Origin of the sequence: Ketobacter alkanivorans (genome assembly GCF_002863865.1) — a bacterium.
Classification (GTDB): Bacteria; Pseudomonadota; Gammaproteobacteria; order Pseudomonadales; family Ketobacteraceae; genus Ketobacter; species Ketobacter alkanivorans.
Window position 1 is genome coordinate 3917525 of sequence record NZ_CP022684.1, and the last position, 18375, is coordinate 3935899.

At 50.4% G+C, this 18375-nt stretch carries 15 protein-coding genes; 10 read left to right on the forward strand and 5 right to left on the reverse strand.

The genetic code is table 11. The annotated features are described in order from the left end of the window. Positions 1 to 37: 37 nt before the first annotated feature. Positions 38 to 4210 (reverse strand): response regulator, encoded by a 4173-nt coding sequence (locus Kalk_RS16695; RefSeq protein ID WP_101895336.1) that lies wholly within the window; start codon positions 4208 to 4210, stop codon positions 38 to 40. Between the two features lie 241 nt (positions 4211 to 4451). On the opposite strand from Kalk_RS16695, the gene Kalk_RS16700 reads away from it, so the two are divergent. Both Kalk_RS16700 and Kalk_RS16705 read left to right on the forward strand, forming a co-directional pair. Continuing rightward, positions 4452 to 6770: an efflux RND transporter permease subunit gene (locus Kalk_RS16700; protein WP_101895337.1), complete on the forward strand. Its 2319-nt coding sequence runs from the start codon at positions 4452 to 4454 to the stop codon at positions 6768 to 6770. A 28-nt stretch (positions 6771 to 6798) separates the two neighbouring features. Beyond that, positions 6799 to 7614, forward strand: coding sequence for a CZB domain-containing protein (locus Kalk_RS16705; RefSeq protein WP_101895338.1), 816 nt, complete (start codon positions 6799 to 6801; stop codon positions 7612 to 7614). Here Kalk_RS16705 and Kalk_RS16710 read toward each other — a convergent pair. Continuing rightward, positions 7604 to 8578: an oxygenase MpaB family protein gene (locus tag Kalk_RS16710; protein WP_101895339.1), complete on the reverse strand. Its 975-nt coding sequence runs from the start codon at positions 8576 to 8578 to the stop codon at positions 7604 to 7606. The genes Kalk_RS16705 and Kalk_RS16710 overlap by 11 nt on opposite strands. Before the next feature lie 167 nt (positions 8579 to 8745). Here Kalk_RS16710 and Kalk_RS16715 point away from each other — a divergent pair, with 167 nt between their 5' ends. Genes Kalk_RS16715 through Kalk_RS16725 form a run of 3 tightly spaced genes read left to right on the forward strand, consistent with a single transcriptional unit; the run spans position 8746 to position 10933 of the window. Beyond that, positions 8746 to 9744: an amidoligase family protein gene (locus Kalk_RS16715; protein WP_158643547.1), complete on the forward strand. Its 999-nt coding sequence runs from the start codon at positions 8746 to 8748 to the stop codon at positions 9742 to 9744. Then, positions 9705 to 10481, forward strand: a complete 777-nt coding sequence (locus Kalk_RS16720; RefSeq protein ID WP_101895341.1) for a gamma-glutamyl-gamma-aminobutyrate hydrolase family protein — start codon at positions 9705 to 9707, stop codon at positions 10479 to 10481. Before Kalk_RS16715 ends, Kalk_RS16720 begins: the two co-directional genes overlap by 40 nt. After that, complete coding sequence (locus Kalk_RS16725) at positions 10478 to 10933, forward strand: YqaA family protein (RefSeq protein ID WP_101895342.1); 456 nt, start codon at positions 10478 to 10480, stop codon at positions 10931 to 10933. Before Kalk_RS16720 ends, Kalk_RS16725 begins: the two co-directional genes overlap by 4 nt. 24 nt (positions 10934 to 10957) lie before the next feature. On the opposite strand, the gene Kalk_RS16730 is transcribed toward Kalk_RS16725, so the two are convergent. Next, the gene (locus Kalk_RS16730; protein ID WP_101895343.1) at positions 10958 to 12172 is read right to left on the reverse strand and encodes a hypothetical protein; all 1215 of its coding nucleotides are present in this window, start codon (positions 12170 to 12172) and stop codon (positions 10958 to 10960) included. Positions 12173 to 12386: 214 nt separating this feature from the next. Between Kalk_RS16730 and modA the strand changes: the two genes are divergently transcribed. The 4 genes from modA to Kalk_RS16750 all read left to right on the forward strand — a co-directional run bounded on the left by modA (position 12387) and on the right by Kalk_RS16750 (position 15668). Next, entirely contained in the window at positions 12387 to 13157 is a 771-nt protein-coding gene (gene modA, locus Kalk_RS16735; RefSeq protein ID WP_101895344.1) for a molybdate ABC transporter substrate-binding protein, read from the forward strand. After that, positions 13154 to 13828, forward strand: coding sequence for a zinc metallopeptidase (locus Kalk_RS16740; RefSeq protein WP_101895345.1), 675 nt, complete (start codon positions 13154 to 13156; stop codon positions 13826 to 13828). The genes modA and Kalk_RS16740 overlap by 4 nt, the downstream gene beginning before the upstream one ends. Positions 13829 to 13831: 3 nt before the next feature. Further along, entirely contained in the window at positions 13832 to 14089 is a 258-nt protein-coding gene (locus tag Kalk_RS16745) for a GIY-YIG nuclease family protein (RefSeq protein WP_101895346.1), read from the forward strand. A 121-nt stretch (positions 14090 to 14210) separates the two neighbouring features. Continuing rightward, positions 14211 to 15668 (forward strand): amidase family protein, encoded by a 1458-nt coding sequence (locus Kalk_RS16750; RefSeq protein ID WP_233716676.1) that lies wholly within the window; start codon positions 14211 to 14213, stop codon positions 15666 to 15668. A 33-nt stretch (positions 15669 to 15701) separates the two neighbouring features. Here the strand turns inward: Kalk_RS16750 and Kalk_RS16755 are convergent, their stop codons facing one another. Further along, positions 15702 to 16298 carry a CBS domain-containing protein gene (locus tag Kalk_RS16755; RefSeq protein ID WP_101895348.1) on the reverse strand — a complete coding sequence of 199 codons (597 nt, stop codon included), beginning with the start codon at positions 16296 to 16298 and terminating at the stop codon, positions 15702 to 15704. Between the two features lie 117 nt (positions 16299 to 16415). Continuing rightward, entirely contained in the window at positions 16416 to 16676 is a 261-nt protein-coding gene (locus Kalk_RS16760; RefSeq protein ID WP_158643548.1) for a hypothetical protein, read from the reverse strand. Positions 16677 to 16946: 270 nt separating this feature from the next. Here Kalk_RS16760 and Kalk_RS16765 point away from each other — a divergent pair, with 270 nt between their 5' ends. After that, positions 16947 to 18374, forward strand: coding sequence for an aldehyde dehydrogenase family protein (locus Kalk_RS16765; protein WP_101895350.1), 1428 nt, complete (start codon positions 16947 to 16949; stop codon positions 18372 to 18374). Position 18375: the final 1 nt, after the last annotated feature.

Here is an 18375-nt window from a genome sequence, read left to right on the forward strand (position 1 = left end):
TCAGGTTACCTCAGGCAGAAGTCGGTGCCAACAGTGTTCAATCGCGGGAATCCAGCCATGAGTTAAACCGGTTCAATACCACTTGGGCGTTTTCCAATACAGCAGGCAACAGTGCCTTCATTTTATCGGTATCAGCGATGCTGGCGGCGTATTCCATAGCCGCGCATGCTTGTTCCAGTTGAGAGGCTTTCATTTGTCCAGCGCTGCCTTTTATCGTGTGGGCCAGATACTGGCTTTGGCTGGTGTTGTGTTCCTGCACCGCGCAGGATAAGTTGTCCAGGTGCGGTGGCACATGATTCATGAATGATTCCAGAAGCAGTTGCAGCCGATCTTGCCGCTGCTTGACCATAGATAGAGCAGCCACTTCATCCCATATGGATTCGTCACTAGGCTGATGGTCACTATTTGCAGATTCGTCAGGCTGTTCACATTGAAAGGCGCTGTCTTGTGTTTCATCCAAAATCCATAGCTTTAACTTTCGCAGCAGTGCATCTGATGATATGGGCTTGCTTAGGTAGTCGTTCATGCCTGCTTGGATGCATTTTTCGCGATCACCTTTCATTGCGTTGGCAGTCATGGCGATGATAGGAATATTGTTATTATGCTCCCCAGCTGAACCTGCCCGAATGCGACGGGTGGTTTCGTAGCCATCCAATTCTGGCATTTGGCAGTCCATCAGTATTAAAGTGTAGGGTTCTGGTTGTGGTGCAGTTGCCAGAGTTTGAATGGCTTCCAGTCCGTTTCCTGCTACATCTGCATTCAAGCCCAGTTCATTTAGAATCATTTTCGCGACTTCTACATTAATGGAGTTGTCCTCCACCAGAAGAATCCGAGCTTTTTGTGGCCAATCTGGAACGATTGCCTGCTGGTGATTGTCGCGCAGTGCTTTGAGGGAGTGGCGGGTGAGTAGTGGTCTGCGCTCATTACTTTCGCTCTGTTTGGATATCACTGAAAGCGCGATAAATAGATCTTGGGTGGTGACTGGTTTGGGAAAATAGGCGCTAAATCCGAGCTTTTCAAAATAGCGGGCATCACCCCGGTGCGCCATGCTGGTCATCATCACCAATTGCATTTTTACCAGACGTGGATCAGCTTTTAGTTTTTCTGCCAATTGTGCGCCGTTCATCCCTGGCATTCCCATATCCAGAATAGCGATGTCAAAGGGAGGCTGCTGTTCTGGAGTGCGCGTCAGTCTATCCTCACAGCAAGCCAGAGCCTCTGTTCCGCTGCTGGCTTGTGCAACCGTGATCCCCCACAGTTGCAGTTGGTCGTGAAGCACCTCCCGGTTGGTGCTGTTGTCATCTACCACCAATACCTTTAATGAGGTGGTATCCAGCTCTGGTATTACCTGCTTGGCCATGTCGCTGGGCTCAAGCAATATGTGAAACTCAAATCGGCTACCCTGATTTGGCGTGCTGGTAGCGCTAATATCGCCCCCCATTTTGTTCACTAACTGCTTGCAGATAGCCAGGCCCAGTCCGGTACCGCCATACTGGCGAGTAGTGCTGGCATCCACTTGGGTGAAAGGAGAAAACAGATTGGATATCTTGTTGGTTGGAATGCCGATACCCGTATCCTGAACGGATGATTCAAAGCGGAGTTTGTCGTTCTGTTGCGTGATATTGCATCGTACTAAGATTTCACCCTGCGGGGTGAATTTTATGGCGTTGCCAACCAAGTTGGTAAAGATCTGACGGACACGACCGGGATCGCCTTTAACCATGGAAACTTGGATGCCTCTCAGATCCAGTATCAATTCCAACCCCTTTTCCTGGGCCTTCAGTGCCATGGATTCGGAGAAGTCACCGAGCATTGCCCGTAGATCAAAATCCAGTACTTCAATGTCCAGTTTACCTGCATCCACTTTTGAGAAATCAAGAATGTCGTTAATAAGTAGCAGTAATGACTCGGCGCTACTCATGGCTAATTGCAATCGTCGCAATTGGTCGCTATCGAGCTTTGTGCGCTGTAACAAATTCAACATACCCAGCACGCCATTCATGGGGGTACGTATTTCGTGGCTCATTGTCGCCAAAAAGTCACTTTTGGCTTGGGTTGCCGCCTCTGCAGCATCTTTCGCGGCTACCAGGTCTTTTTCGGCTTGGTTTCTTGCCTGTTGGTTCCTGTAGCCTTCAATCAGCTGGCCAATGGTCATCATTAGGGGGTCCAGCCATTTCACCATTTTCTGATTGTAGCCAGAGCCCCGATTAGCCAGGCCAACCATAGCGATGCCTTTGCCGTTGCGTGTGATGGGGATGCCCAAAAATGAATGCAGGGCAGGGTGACCGTTAGGGGAGTCTTCTTTTGGGGTATTTGAAATGACAGGTTGCAATGATGTCAGTGCGCGCTCAAACAGTGGTTCTAGATTACGAAATTCCGTGCCATCCTTGAGCAGGCCTTCATAAAACTCATCAGACTTTTCATCCAGTGCTACGTTTGAGATTGAACGGATTTTTAAAAAGGGTTGGCTTGCTGAATTGTAATGTATCTCGCCCACGAACCCGTATTGGCTGTCGGTAAGGGTGAGGACGTTGCTAAGCAGGTTGTCAAAGGTCTGCAGGTAGTTCTCGTTAGCAATGAAGGTGGATTGGGCGCGCTCAATTGCCCGTAGTAGGGACATTTGATGTTCCAGTTCATTGTGGGTCTGTGCCAGTCGTTGCTCGTTGAGTTTGCGCTCTGTGATGTCTTGTAATGAACCAAACAGTCGGGTGCAGGTTCCATTTTTAAACTCACCCTGGCCAATGCTACATACCCAAACTTCATTGCCGTCAGCGGTGATTATTTTGGATTCCAGCTTCCAGGGTTGTTGCTGGGTGCGACATAGTTCGATCGCCTTTTGCATGGCGTTCTGATGAGCGCCTTCTTCGAAATAACGTATACCATCTTCAGGTGTAGGTTCATATTCCGGGGCAACGCCCTGAATCAGTTTGCACATAGGGGACCAGTACAGGGTGTTCTTTTCCAGGTTGGCTTCCCAGGCTCCAATGCGCGCTTGCTTGCTCATCTGCTCCAACACTTCCTGCTGGTTGGCCAGTTTCTCCTCAGCCTGTTTGCGTTCGGTGATGTCTTCAATAATCGACCATATGTATTCGTGGCCATTGCTTTCCCGCAGCAGTATGCCGTTTAGTACAACAGGAAATCTGCTGCCGTCTTTTCGTATGTATTCCTTTTCATAGGGGCCATAACGACCTGTGCTGTTAAGGCTCTCCAGTTGGGCGGCCTCTTGCTCCTCGTAATCACGGGGCGTGATATCCCAATAATCCAGCGCCAGAAGCTCTTTCTTGGTGTAGCCTGTTGGCCTGCTGAGGGCGTCATTGATTTCGATAAATTTCCCGGTGGAAAACTCATTCAGCGCGATACCGATCGGCGATAATTCAACGAGAGCACGTAACCGCCTATTGTCGATCTGCCGCCGTTGGTACAGGTAGGTCAGGATGAAAAACACCAGGCAGATCAAGCTCCCTATGACTACCAGCGTGGCACGCAGTGCGTTTGCGTTTTTAGCGTGAGCAGGCCAGCCATTTTTAGGCGCAGCGGCTATTTCCCAATGGCCAGCGGGTAACGAGATGGTGGCCAGTACCGGGTTTTGATCAAACAGCTCGGCAGCACCAAAAAAAACAGCGCCTTTCGCGCCAAGCCCGTCCTTGCCACGAATGGATATGGCATAGGGCACCTCTGCATCCAGCAGCCCGTTGCGTTTGAAAAGCAAGTCGGCGTCAATCACTGCAGACACCAGCCCCCAAAATGTGCGCTGACCGTTCTGCTCAACAAACACCGGTATACGCCCAATAATGCCGTTGCCGCCCTGCACAAGTTTAAGAGGCCCTGCTATCACCATATCCTTACTGTCCCGTGCAGACATGGCCGCTTGCCTTTGTACCGGATTTTTACCCAGATTCAGTCCCAGGGCTCCTTCATTTCCCTGCAATGGGTAGATATAGCGAATCACCATATCCGGTGCACCACCGATGTTTTTGAGAAGTGGGCGATCTTGTAGCAGTATGCTGGCATAAGCACCGAAGCGCGACTGTGTGATATCCGGCTCGACGCTGATTATCGCCACCATTCCCTGCACAGTCTGTAGATTGCTGTTGATGTCACCTTCCAAGCGAGCACGCAATACGCTGATTTTACTCAATATTTCGTTGCGCAGATGTTCGTTTTCAGTTTGGTTGTTAAGTCGGTCAATAAACAGACCAGTCGCAATCATGCAGACAGCAGCTATTGTCGGCGCCAGCCATAGGTACTGTCGGGGTTGGAAGTTCAGAACTTAATACCTCAATCCATGGTGTCTATCTATTAGTTATAGTTCATAGAATTGCATTTTTCTGCGGGGGGAAGTGTCATGGCTGTTGGCGATCAGGTATACGATGTATACGCTGGTGGTGCTTGTCTTAATATTAAGCTAAAACAATAAGTTGCTCCCCAGTGAATAATCAGGAGATGAATCCATGGCCAACTGGCTGATAGAGAAGGTGGTGCGCTGGCGCTATGGCATGATTGTCGTGTCCCTGATAGTGGCTGTGGTGTTTGGATGGGGCGCGCAGTATCTGCAGCCGGATACAGACTACAAGGCGTTTTTCAAGGAAACCAACCCGCAATTAATGGCCTTTAATCGTATCGGTAATGCTTATACGCAAACGGATTCAGTTCTATTTGTTGTGCAAGCAACCGAAGCCACAGTCTTTACACCGGAAACCCTGCTGATTATAAGCGAGTTGACTCGTCGAGCTTGGGAGCTGCCGTATTCCCAGCGGGTTGATTCGGTTGTGAACTTTCAGCACACGGATGCCGACGATGATGGGTTGGTGGTGCGTGAATTGGTGGAGGACGCAGTCAATTTGACCTCACAGCAGGCTGATAGTATTCGCCAAATTGCGTTGAATGAGCCTCAGCTGGTGAAAAAACTGATATCAGCAGACGGCAAGGTTGCTGGCGTGAATGTGGTGATCAATCTACCGGTGCATCAGGGAGATTCGCTGCACGAGGTCGGAGAGGCAGCAAGGGCGCTGCGGGCAGAATTTGCGGATCGCTATCCTGATGTGAGAGTGCTGTTGTCGGGTATTGTTGAATATAACTACGCGTCTGAAAAGATCATCGGCGATGAGATGGTTACGCTCATGCCCTTTATGTTGCTGGTGGTGCTGTTGGTGTTGGTGCTGATGTTGCGATCGTTCTGGGGCACATTTGCAACACTGGTGGTTATCCTGTTTTCGATCGCGGTTGCCATGGGGGCCATGGGCTGGATAGGGTGGCCTCTTACTTCTGGTTCTGCTGGTGCGCCGACCATCGTGTTGACCATGGCCGTTGCCGATTGCGTTCACATCCTGGTGACCTATTACCTCTACTTGCGTCAGGGTCACGACAAGTTCAGCGCCATGCGCACCAGTTTGCGTTTGAACTTTCAACCGGTGTTTATTACCAGTCTTACCACTGCGATCGGTTTTCTGAGTATGAATTTCAGTGATTTACCGCCCTTTAATGTGTTAGGTAATGTGGTGGCGATAGGGGTTGTGGCCGCCTTTCTGTTCGCGATTTTTTTTCTGCCAGCACTGATGCTGGTGCTGCCTGCGCGAGTGGGTAACAGTGAAGTGAGGCAGAGTCATGCCATTGATCCGTTTGCCAATTTTGTGGTGCGCCACCGCACTGGCCTGCTTTGGGGTGTGAGCGTCATTACCATTGCGCTAATTGCTTGCATTCCGCGAAATGACATCAACGACAACTTTCTGCGATTTATTAAACAGGGCAACCCAACTCGGGACGCAACGGATTTCATCAGTGAAAACTTAAGCAGCTTTTACAGTGTGGAGTATTCACTGCATAGCCCCTACGAAGGAGGAGTCTATGATCCGAGATTTTTACAACAGGTTCATCAGTTTAGCGAATGGCTGAAACTGCAGCCAGAAGTGGCACAGGTGATGTCCATAACCGACATCTTTACGCGTTTGAATCGGAACATGCATGGCAATGATCCAGCCTGGGAGAAGCTGCCTCAGGAGCGCGAGCTGGCAGCGCAGTATTTGTTGCTTTATGAGATGAGCCTGCCGTTTGGTTTGGATCTTAATAATCAGATTAATTTTGAGAAAACCGCCACGCGCCTTACGGTGAACCTTGTTGAGCAGAATACTGCTGCAATGCTGAGATACGAGAAGAAGTACGCCGATTATTTGCGTGTGCATGCGCCAGATATCCGTTTTGATGCCGGTAGCACTACGCTGTTGTTTTCTCATGCGGGCATCAGCAATGCGATCAGTATGCTTGAAGGGTCTATCCTAGCGTTGATTATCATATCGATAATTTTAATTGTCGCGCTGCGTTCGTTAAAAATTGGTTTGATCAGTATCATTCCTAATTTGATCCCGGCGGGCTTGGCCTTTGGCCTATGGGCTATTTTTGTGGGTGAGGTGGGTATTTCCATTGCCATCGCCATTGGCATGACCCTGGGTATTGTGGTGGACAATACAGTACATTTTCTAAGCAAGTATTTGCGGGTTAGACGTGAACAGGGCGCAACACCAGAGCAAGCGGTACGTTATTCCTTTTCTAACGTGGGGGTGGCGCTGTTGGCCACCAATATAGTGCTTATTGCAGGGTTTCTTGTGCTTTCCATGTCTGGGTTTGTGCTTAATTCCCAAATGGGCATGTTCACTGCGCTCACCTTTGTTATGGCATTACTGGTGGACTTTTTCTACTTGCCAGTGCTTTTGCTGCTGGTGGATAAAGATACAAAATTGGACGCTGACCATTTACATCAGGTAACGGGATCTTGATCTACACTGGTTAGAAAGGAGGTGTATCATGAATTCTGTTGTCCCCGCTGTTGAAGACACAGTTACCGGAAGCTATCTGACTTTCGCACTACTGGATGCCCGCTATGCGTTGGCGGTACGCCATATACGTTATATCACTTCGCTGGCAGCCATCGCTCCCCGTGAGGTACCCGATACTGAGCATCAGAACCATCGAGTATTTCAGTTTCAGGATGCCCAGATCCCGCTTTATCCATTTTGTGATTTGGTTGGCATGAGCTCTCAACAGGAGGACTGTCAGCAGCTGATAGCGTTGTTGGCCCAACGCCGCCAGGATCATATCGACTGGATGGATGCTCTCCATGAGAGTATTTGTGAAGGGGTGGATTTTACCAAAGCAACGGATCCTCACAAATGCGCTTTTGGCATTTGGTACGATCATTATGCTCCCGAGGATGACGAGCTGAAAAAGATAATGATGCTCTTCGATGAACCCCATAAGCGAATTCATGCGCTTGCTGAGAAGCTCTTGGATGTATCGCAACGGCAGGGTCAGGTCGACGTTGCCATACGCATGTTAGAAGAGGAAAAGCACTCGACGCTAAAACAGTTGATGAATCTGTTTGAGCAGGCCAGCGAGCGTCTGCGGGAAATGCAAAAACCGGTTGTAGTCATTCTTAATACCGGTCATCGCACTTTTGCCATTGAACTGGATGGCATTGATGGCATTATTGATTTTGAGTACGGGCACTGGCTGGCGGATACTGATGTGGATAAACGCCCTCACTGCTATGACGGTTTTTTCCAGAAACCGGGCGCAGAATTGTTCGTAAAATTGAACCCATTTAATCTACTTACGGCTTAGTGGGTTGCTTCAATGCCACCAATTCAGGTCGTCCGAACATGGCCCGGGTGAGGGCGCGGGTCATGATGGTTGAAGGAAGGCCCCGGATGCGTCGACTGGCCTCTACGTAGGCTGGCCCATTTCGAATGAGTCCTGGGGTTATGGGTTCTGCCACACTTAATATCTTCCGGCCACTGGCAAAGATCAGCCTCTCTTTTCTTCCGTAGGGTAAGTTAAATTCCTCTCGCAGCCTTGTTGGCAGCGTCGCTGCTGTCGTGATTTTTAGCCAGGCCATGGCGGGTGTTAATGTGAAATGAAGTGGCGCAAACAAGAACGCTGCCAATTCACGGGTGGAGTCCGTCACCACCAGTTGATCCGAGTCCCAAATGCTGCGATTGTACTCTTTGAAGGATTCCCAGTCCGGCGGCAAGATTGCATCAGGTATACCAAACATATACGCGAACAGCTTAGTCTCGTTGTAAAAACGATCTTTTTCCTCCGCTGACAAAGGGCGGCGGAACAATTCGTACATCATCACCGTGGTATCCCACAGCGTGGCGTGAACCCACAGTAAGGCATTGGCCTCGTTGGCCATATAGGGAGTGCCTTCGCCAAAGGCTCCGGCACTGGAATCCATTGTGCCTTGAATGCGGTTGTGTACGTTATGCACAGCACGGGCGTACTTGGTAGCCTGCTCTAAATCACCGTACACAATGGAAAGTACGGTGGTGAAGGTTCTCTTTGCTCGTCCTAGCGGATCTGAGCGGGTTTTGGAATGCTCATCGACGCCACGGGTTACCCAGGGGTGGGCGATCTGGAGCAGCAGGGCGCGGCCGGAGCCATGGGCACCAAACAGCGCATGGCGGGAGAGCTTCCACATCATGGAATCAGGGCCGAACAGCCCAATCCGAGGATCTTTGACTTTGGAGATAGCAAGTTCAAGCTGAGACTCGAACATGTCGCGGGTTACGACGAGTTGTTGCATAAATCAGGTATCCACTACTGCTGACTGACTTATTAGTAGTTTAGACTTTTTTTGACCGCTATACAGGCATTCCGTGACTTGGCCGTTTAGGTTACAGTAAATCTGCAGTATGGACGTGGTATCAATAGGAACGCGGGAACTAATTTACAGCAGGATAGAGGCCCATAGTGACAGATTCCAGTATTTGGTTGCCTCCGGTGACCCTAACCAATAAAGGCAGTGAGCGGCGCGTGGGCGTTGAGTTGGAGTTTGCTGGCCTGGATGCGGGGCAGATCATCGGGTGTGTGCAACAACAGTTTGGCGGAGAGTTGGAGCGGCGCAGCAGCTTCGAGTTTTCGCTGCAAAACACCACGCTGGGGAAGTTTGGTATTGAGTTGGATGCCTCTTATATCAAGGCGGTTGGTGCGTTACTCGAGGAATCCGGTGATCTGGAGGACGAGTTCTCTATCGAAGCCGTGGCCGCTGAGTTACTTACCAAAGCGGCAGAGCAGTTTGTGCCCTGGGAGCTGGTGACGCCACCTGTTTTGCTTTCCGATCTGCCGCAGATTTCACAATTATTTGCCAGTTTGCGGAGCGCAGGGGCATTGGGTACGCGCAACAGTCTGAGGTACGCCTTCGGCTTACACCTGAATCCTGAGCTGCCCGCGACGGATATTGACACGATTCTTTCCTATTTTCGGGCGTTCCTCTGCTTGTACGAATGGATTGCCGAGCAGGATCAGATCGACCTGACCCGAAAGTTAACTAACTACATCAAGCACTTTAGTAAGGATTTTATTCAGAAAGTCATCGATGCCCGTTATCAACCAACCTTAGCGCAATTTATCGATGACTATATTGAGGATAATCCAACCCGCAATCGCAGCATGGATATGTTGCCGCTGTTTGCACACCTGGATGAGGATCGAGTCCGTAGTCGATTGGATGATCCGCGCATCAAGGCACGACCCACTCTGCATTACCGTTTACCGAACTGTGATATCGACAACCTGGATTGGAATTTGGATCAACCTTGGCAAAACTGGTTGCAAGTAGAGCGTTTAGCCAATGATCCTGCTTGGCTGAAACAGTTCTGTGATCAATACCGGCGCTACCTAAAGTCATTTATCACGCCGTTTGATACCGAATGGTTAAAAGAAAGCAGCAAACTGTTACAGGAGCACTAGTTATTCCGGCACAGACATCCGATGTTCATACTCCTGTGGATTCGCCGCTGATTGCGGTAACCGGCCCTCACAAACGTTATCCGTTTGCCTGGTGGGCTACTCGATTTATGTTGCGTTTGGTGGGGCTGCGGGCCATCTACGTGACAGCCCATTCCGGCATGCCCAAGCAGGTCATACACGGCATAATCATTGGTGGTGGCGATGATATCGAACCAGAGCAATATGGAGGCGAGTACCATCCACGGCGGCGTTATGATGTGGAACGGGATCGTTTCGAAGTAGCGATGATTCGGCAGGCATTGGACAGCAATATTCCAATGATTGGGATCTGTCGCGGAGCCCAATTGATTAACGTTGTGTCCGGCGGAACGCTGAACCAGGATATCAGACCGTTGCGGAGGCTTACCCCAAATCGACGCAGTATCCGTCCGATAAAATGGGTGGATCTAGATGCTGATGGTCGCCTGTGTTGCTCGTTGGGTATCAAGTCATTGCGAGTAAACAGCCTGCATGAGCAGGCGATTGAGCGGGTGGGTGATGGGCTTACTGTCGCCGGCCGGGATAGGGATGGTTTTGTGCAGGCAATAGAAGGGCAATATGGATTTTTGTTAGGGTTGCAGTGGCACCCCGAGTATCTTCCTTATCGGGCGGAGCAACGTCATATCTTTCGCCTATTCGAAAAGGCAGTCAGTCGGAATGACAGCCATGTAGTGTTGCATGAGCCCGAGTTACTATGATCAGTTACGGGCTGTTGTTTCTTAGCGCTTTTCTGGCGGCGACCCTACTCCCTTTTTATTCAGAAGTGGTTCTTATTACGCTGCTGCTGGAAGGTAAACCGGTGTTTCCGTTGTGGCTGGCTGCTACGTCGGGCAATACCTTGGGTGCTGCAGTGAATTGGGTGATGGGGCGTTATCTGCTGCATTTTCAGGATCGCAGCTGGTTTCCGTTTAAGCCCGGCAGCCTCAGTAAATCGCAGGCGTGGTTTCAACGCTATGGTAGTTGGAGCTTGTTGTTTGCATGGCTACCAGTGGGCGGAGATGCGCTCACGTTTGTTGCTGGCATTATGCGGGTACGATTGTGGGTTTTGCTTCTGTTGTGTGGTATCGGCAAAGGGTTGCGCTATGGTGTGGTGATCTGGCTTACGGATGTAACAGAGGCTTCGCTCCCGTTGATGGAAGGGGCTGGCTGATAGTCCTCTTGTCCAGGCGGGCGCTCAACATGAATTGTTTAATTTCTGTATGAGCTGCTCAGCCAGAGCGCTGAATTCGATGGGGGTGATCAGAGCCCGGCAGGCTGATATCACTAGTTCGGATTGGTGGTTGTTGCTCATGATGACGGCCATAAGCGGCGTGCCCAAAGGGGGTATTGGTATACCGAACGCGCTGATTGCGTTGAAGCTTTGTGTAGAGAGTGCCTCCAGTTGAATCATTCCCAAGGACGATACAGTACCGCTGCAACGAAAGGCAGGGCGACGTAAGAGTTGTCTGATTACGCGTTTTTCCAGAGCCCGAAGCAGTGGCAAGGGTATCCAGAACATGGCTCGAGATGTTAAGGATTTCACGGCTACAGGCAGCTCCTGGTTTTGTTCCATAAGAAGGCTGAACTTTTTAACCAGGCTGCGTAGTGTTTCGTTATGATCAACATCCAAGCGTATCATGCCGATCAGGTTAGCTGATGTCATTTCTTCGGGAAGGTGGCGACGCAGGTTGACCGGAACCTGTATACGCGCGCTTCTTTTATCAGAGGTTGCACTCAGTTGGCTCAGGGCCAATATGGTTCTCAGTAGGATACGGCTATCCTTGCCAGGAAGAGTGATTCGTTGCCAGATCCGTGAACGATCTGTGTTGATTGGTTGAGGCGGCATAGGGAATGGAACCGGTGCGTTGCGTACAGTTGCAGGCAACGCATCTAGATTGCCTTCTGGCATGTTCTCCAGGGTGATTCTGGAATGGTAGTTAGGTGGCTGCTTTCCGTTCAGGGCTGCAAAAACACTCATGACAAACTCCACCAAACCAACGCCATCGGTCACTGCATGATGAATGCGGAATATCAACCAGGTTTTGCTTCCTACCAGCTGAATCACTTCGGCAACAGGGCCGTCGATAAGATCCAGGGGTGTGTCAATAAAATCCAGATCCTCCGAGTAGTCGCCATTCCATTCGCGTGATATTGAATGCACGGTTGGCAGTGCTCCGTCGGCACTCCAGCGTTTGAATCCCCACTTTCCAGAAAGGCGTAACCGACATACAGGGCTGGTTTCAGAGGCTATGGTGACGGCATCTAGCAGAGATTGATGGTTGATCTGTCCGTAGCCCTCTACGATCAGTTGCGACACCGGTTGGTTGGAGTGGTGTTGGCGATACCCACTGGCAGCGTAGACTAGATCTGACAAAGAGAACCTACGGGTGAAGACAGAGTTGTTGGGCATTTTTATCTCAAACGGTCAATAGGTAGATTGCTTTGCTGTCCATTCAGGTCAAAGCGCAGCGCTCTATGCTAGCTATGTTTCTATTCGGTTCTATTGCCGTATCGTTCAATTAAATTAAGCGATAAAGCCAATGTGCGTGATAAATGGTATAAATGTCTAGGTGGAGAGCGGGTAATGTTGTTCGTATTGGGTTGCAATTGGAGTCAGGTGTTTAATGCAGGTCGGAAAGTCGTTCCAACTCTATATAGGGCTGTTATTGTTAGGATGCTCGTTTGTTGTCAGGGCTGATGAAGTTCTGGTGGCAGTGGCGTCCAATTTCAGTGCGCCAATGAAAGTACTGAAAGCACGTTTTGAGTACGATACCGGTCACCGACTCAAACTTTCATTTGGCTCCTCAGGTAAGCTCTTTGCTCAGATTCAGCATGGTGCTCCATTCCAGGTGTTCTTATCCGCTGATCAAGACAAGCCTGAAACACTGCTGGAGTCAGGTCGAGCTGTTGTAGGAAGTGACTTTACCTATGCTACAGGCGCTTTGGCTTTATGGTCTGCTGCCGAGGGAGGTGAACCTTTTGATATTGATGTTTTGCGCCGCGCTGATCTGGACCATGTGGCCCTGGCCAACCCAAAGCTGGCACCTTATGGCCTCGCGGCTGTGCAAACCTTGCAAGCATTGCAGTTAGATCAAACAACAAAACAGTTTTGGGTTGTGGGAGAGAATATTGCCCAAACCCATCAGTTTGTAAGCAGTGGCAATGCCGAGTATGGGTTCGTTGCGCTCTCCCAGATCAAGCAGCCTGGCAAACCCATAATCGGCCGCTACTGGATAGTGCCATCCAACCTGCATAGCCCGATTCATCAGGATGCAGTGTTGCTGACGCTGGGCCAGAATAGTCAGGCGGCCAAGGAGTTGCTGGCATTTTTACACAGCAAAAGCGCTCAACAGGTGATTGCGTCGTATGGTTATCGCATTGAGGTGCGCAAATGATTTATGTGGTGTTGGTGCTGCTGTTGCTGGGGGTAATGTTTTATCCCCAATATGCGACGCGTAGAATTTTGCGTAAACACAGCCAAAATCGTGATGATTTTCCTGGCACGGGAGGCGAGTTTGCCCGTCATTTGCTGGATCGGTTTTCTGTCCATGGGGTTGGGGTTGAAACAACGAATCAGGGTGATCACTATGACCCGACTGAACGCATGGTACGCTTAACCCCTGAATACTATGATGGTAAATCTTTAACTGCTGTTGTGGTGGCAGCCCATGAAGTGGGGCATGCAATACAACACCACCAGGGCTCCGGTGGCTTGGTGGCCCGATACCGCCTGGCTGTTCTGGCAGGCGTTGCATCAAAAGCTGCGCAGATTGCGTTGATAGCGTTACCGCTGTTAGCCGGCGTTAGTCCGGGCTTGATGCGCGTAGCGCTGGTGATAATGGTGTTGGGTGTTTTAATGTCGACATTGGTGCATTTGATTACCTTGCCGGTGGAGTGGGATGCGAGTTTTAATAAAGCCTTGCCCATATTGCAGAAGGGCAATTATCTTTCTCAGCAGGATATGCTGGCGGCACGCCACATTTTAAGGGCCTGCGCATTAACCTACGTCAGCGCGTCCTTGGCCAGCGTATTGATTGCATTTCGTTGGTTGCGGTGGTTGCGATAAGGCATGGCTTCATCCTGGTTTGTTTACATACTTCAGTGCGCCGATCGTACCTTGTATACCGGTATTACAACCGACTTAGAGCGTCGCACCCGCGAACATAATCAAGGAAAGGCCGGTGCAAAATACACTAAGGCTCGCCGCCCGGTTGAACTGATATATTCTGAATCGGCAGAAGGCCGTTCGGAGGCCTCCAGCAGAGAGGCCCAAATCAAAAAATTATCGCGTGAAGACAAACTGCTGCTGATAAAGCGGCAGTCATAGTCTGGCCTGCAATGACAGTAAATTTGTCCTGTTTACCCGTTACCAATGTTGATACGGCAACGCATAATGAGCGATTGCCTACCGCTAATTGAGGTGTATTTTGAATACAGAGTGGACATACATGACTGCAGCCGACTTGGTGCAGGGTATTAAAAGCGGATCTATAAGCAGCCGAGCGTTGCTGGAGCACAGTATTGCGCGCATGGAGGAAAAGAATAAAAGCATCAATGCCATTGTCAGTACCGATCTGGTAGCGGCTCGCAAGCTTGCAGACGAAGCCGATGAAAAAGCGCAGCAGGGCGTTGATCTGGGCCCTCTCCATGGCTTGCCCATCACGGTGAAAGACACCTATGAAGTGCCGGGCATGACCTGTGTTGCTGGTGCTCCGGAATATCGTTATCACCGACCCACTGCTCCCGCTATTACTGTTAAGCGTTTACAGGATGCCGGAGCCATTATCTATGGTAAAACGAATGTCCCTTACATGGCCTCAGATCTGCAGAGTTTCAATAAAGTGTTTGGAACCACCAACAACCCCTGGAACATTGATCTAACGCCAGGTGGTTCCTCCGGGGGCGCGGCAGCCGCTTTGGCTTCCGGTTTTACCGCTTTGGAGCTGGGCAGCGATCTGGCAGGGTCAATTCGAATTCCTGCCCACTACTGTGGAGTTTACGGCCACAAGCCCACTCAAAACATTATTTCTTTGCAAGGGCACGTGCCTGGTCCTCCGGGCTCTCAACGGGAGCCTTCTGCTCTGGCTGTGGCCGGCCCCATGGCGCGCAGTGCGTCAGATCTCGAGTTAATGCTGGATGTTTTGCTTGGGCCTTCCCCGGATATGGAAGCAGGCTGGAGGGTCAGTTTGCCTGAATGCTCCAAGCAAAATTTGTCCGATTTTAAAGTGCTTCTATGGATGGATGATGAGCTGTGTCCCATCGATCCAGCGCTGCAGGCACTGTATTTGGATGTAGCCGATAAGTTGGAAGCAAAGGGGGTTGTGGTCGAGCGCAGTAACCCACCTGAGTTCTGCCTTGAAGATCTTTATCCCCATTATTTGGGGCAGCTGGGGGCGATGATCGGGGTTCCTCAACCATTGCTGTTACGTCGGGGCATGGCGTTGTTGGGCTTCTTGGCCAGACTGGTTGAATCGTTTATTAATGTGCCCAGGCATTTCTCCCACTTTTTACTTGGGGCCAACATGAGTTATGCGATCCATCAGCAGCGTGAGGAACGTATTGCTCGAATCAGAAAGAAATTCCTGCAGACGTTTGCAGAGTATGATGTGATTTTGATGCCCCCAACGCCCACAACAGCGCATCGTCATGAGCAGCTTGCAAATATGTCCAAGCGCAAGATAGCCGTAGGTCATGAGCAGCGAAGTTATACGGATCTGTTTATGTGGATATCTCCAGTATCTCTATTGGGATTGCCTGCCACCAGTGCACCCGTAGGGATGACGTCCAATAATTTGCCTGCCAACCTGCAGATAGTGGGGGCACCGTTTCAGGATAAGCTCACCATCAGGTTTGCAGAGCTTTTGGCAGAGATAACCGGTGGCTTCAAAGCGCCACCGGGGTTTTGAGGAGGATGCCTGCTAAGCTTTTCTTTTACGTTCTCAGGCACTATTCACTAGAGAGCGTTGCGGGTTGATCTGTTGATAGATTACGTGGGAGATACGAGCGAAATTGGATTCGCTGTGAATATCGATTGGCAACTTGAGCTTGCGTGCGATATCACTGGCAGAAATTATGCCGCGTATTTCCTGTTCCTTTCGATCTACTACCAGACAGTGTTGCTGGCCGCTGTGTTCTAACGAATCAATTACATCTTGAATGGATGCGTCTTGCAGTTCCGACCAAGAGAACGCCTTCAGCGCAGACAGCGGTCGCATAAAGTCAGCTACTTTGAGTTCTGACCGATCGAACCCCTGAGAAATTCGCTTGATCACCTCCTGATTGCTAAGGTCATCCAGACTTACGACGCCTACCACCCGTTCGCCTTTGTCCACCACGATTTTCAAACGTACATGGGCTGTTTTCATCATCGATTCGGCCTGTAGTGCCGATAGGCTTGCGTTTACAATAAGAGCAGGCGATGTATGGAAATCGGTAAAAACTTCCAACGCGGAATCACGGGTAGAAAGTGCGCCCATTGCTACCGGGCGTGCAAGGTGATTGGCATTGTTAGCACGAAATAATTGCAGATGTTTCATTGGTGTTGCCTCACTAATTCGGTTTGAGCAGGCAGCACACCGAACAGTGACGCAACAGCATGCCACCACTCAAGGATGTGATATCTACTCAGAATAATTGAACGTTGGTGTAACGAATTAAAGGTGAGGCTGCGGTGGCCCGCGGATAGGAAACGCGTATACCGGGCTGGTTTTGGTGCTATGGGTAAACCCCTGATGTTGCTTGAGGTTTAATAAGTCGTTGCAGAATTGGAATTGATGGGATGAAACGCCGTCAGAATCATCATTGTCGCCGGTTCTGAAGGTGGAGATCGGATCGTAATCTGTTATGGCCGTTTGCAGGCTCTTTTCTGCATTCAGGCCAGCAGATGCCTTGCCCGCCAGAGCGGTGGAAAGCATGAAAACTGAAACTAGAATTAAGAGGCCGCGCAGCATCATTGTTCTTATGAATCCATGATGGTTAAACCATAATATCGCTCCAAATATAGACCTGATCTCAACTCCGAGCAACGGATGTCGATTGTTGCTTTAGTAATGATTTGTAGCGGGTTATAAGTGTGCGAGCGGGCAAGGGTGTAATTAACAGGTGAGGAGTGGATACAAAATCGGTAATATGTATCACACAACTCAGTAAATCATAATAACGATAATACCCAGAAGGGAAGGGCTATGTACGAATACACAAACTTCTATATCAATGGTCAGTGGGTTTTACCGGAGCAGGAGCAAACGCTGGAAGTTTTGAACCCTGCTACCGAGCAGCCCATGGGTGTGGTCTCCATGGGTACTAAAGCGGATGTGGATAAGGCGGTTGCCGCCGCTAAAGCGGCTTTCCCCGCGTGGTCGCAAACGTCACGGGCGCAGCGCATAAGCTACCTGGAAGCGATTATTCAGGCCTACCAACTTCGCTTGGATGATATCGCTGCCGCCATTTCGCAGGAGATGGGCGCCCCTATGTGGTTGGCGACGGCTGCCCATGCTCCTACGGGGCTCGGACATTTTGTGCAGGCGTTGGAGGTGTTGCAGCAGTACGAGTTTGAGGCGGTGCGTGGCCAGCATCGTTTGCGCAAAGAACCTATCGGTGTGTGTGGCCTTATCACGCCTTGGAACTGGCCTATCAACCAGATCGCATGCAAAGTTGCTCCGGCGATTGCGGCGGGCTGCACAATGGTGCTAAAGCCCAGTGAAGTTGCGCCAATAGATGCGATGATCTTTGCGGAAATTATCCACCAAGCGGGTCTGCCTGCCGGGGTATTCAACTTGGTGAATGGTGATGGTACAGGTGTGGGGGCGGCGCTGACAGGGCATCCCGATGTGGATATGGTGTCGTTCACCGGTAGCACCCGCGCGGGCGTGGCGATCGCAAAAAATGCAGCGGACACCGTTAAACGTGTGGCGCAGGAGCTGGGGGGAAAATCCGCCAATATTATTTTGGATGATGCCAATTTGGAGAGTGCCATTGTGGGTGGTGTTAACAGCTGCTTCATGAATAGTGGCCAAAGCTGTAATGCGCCCACTCGAATGCTGGTGCCAGCCAGTAAGCTTGCTGAGGCCACTGCCATTGCTAAGGCGGCAGGGGAGGCTGTTGTAGCCGGTATGCCGGAAGCAGAGGGCACCAATATCGGCCCGGTTGTGAGCGAGGTTCAGTTCAATAAAATTCAGGCGTTGATCCAGCAAGGTATTGATGAAGGCGCAGAGTTGGTGGTAGGCGGCACCGGCAAACCCGCTGGTTTGGAAACAGGTTACTTTGTGAAACCCACTATTTTCAGTCATGTGAATAATCAGATGACCATTGCCCGTGAAGAAATCTTTGGTCCGGTGTTGTGTATTCTTCCGTACGCTGATGAGGATGACGCTATTGCTATTGCCAATGATACCCCCTATGGGCTTTCTGCTTATGTGTCCGGCAGTCAGGATCGGGCGGTGCGAGTGGCAAATTTGCTGCGGGCGGGTAACGTCCACATCAACGGTGCCGGGGTGGATTTCTCCTGTCCATTCGGGGGCTATAAGCAAAGTGGGAATGGTCGTGAATGGGGCAAAGAAGGCTTCGATGAGTATCTTGAGGTGAAGGCTATTCTGGGCTGCCAGTCGGCTTAAT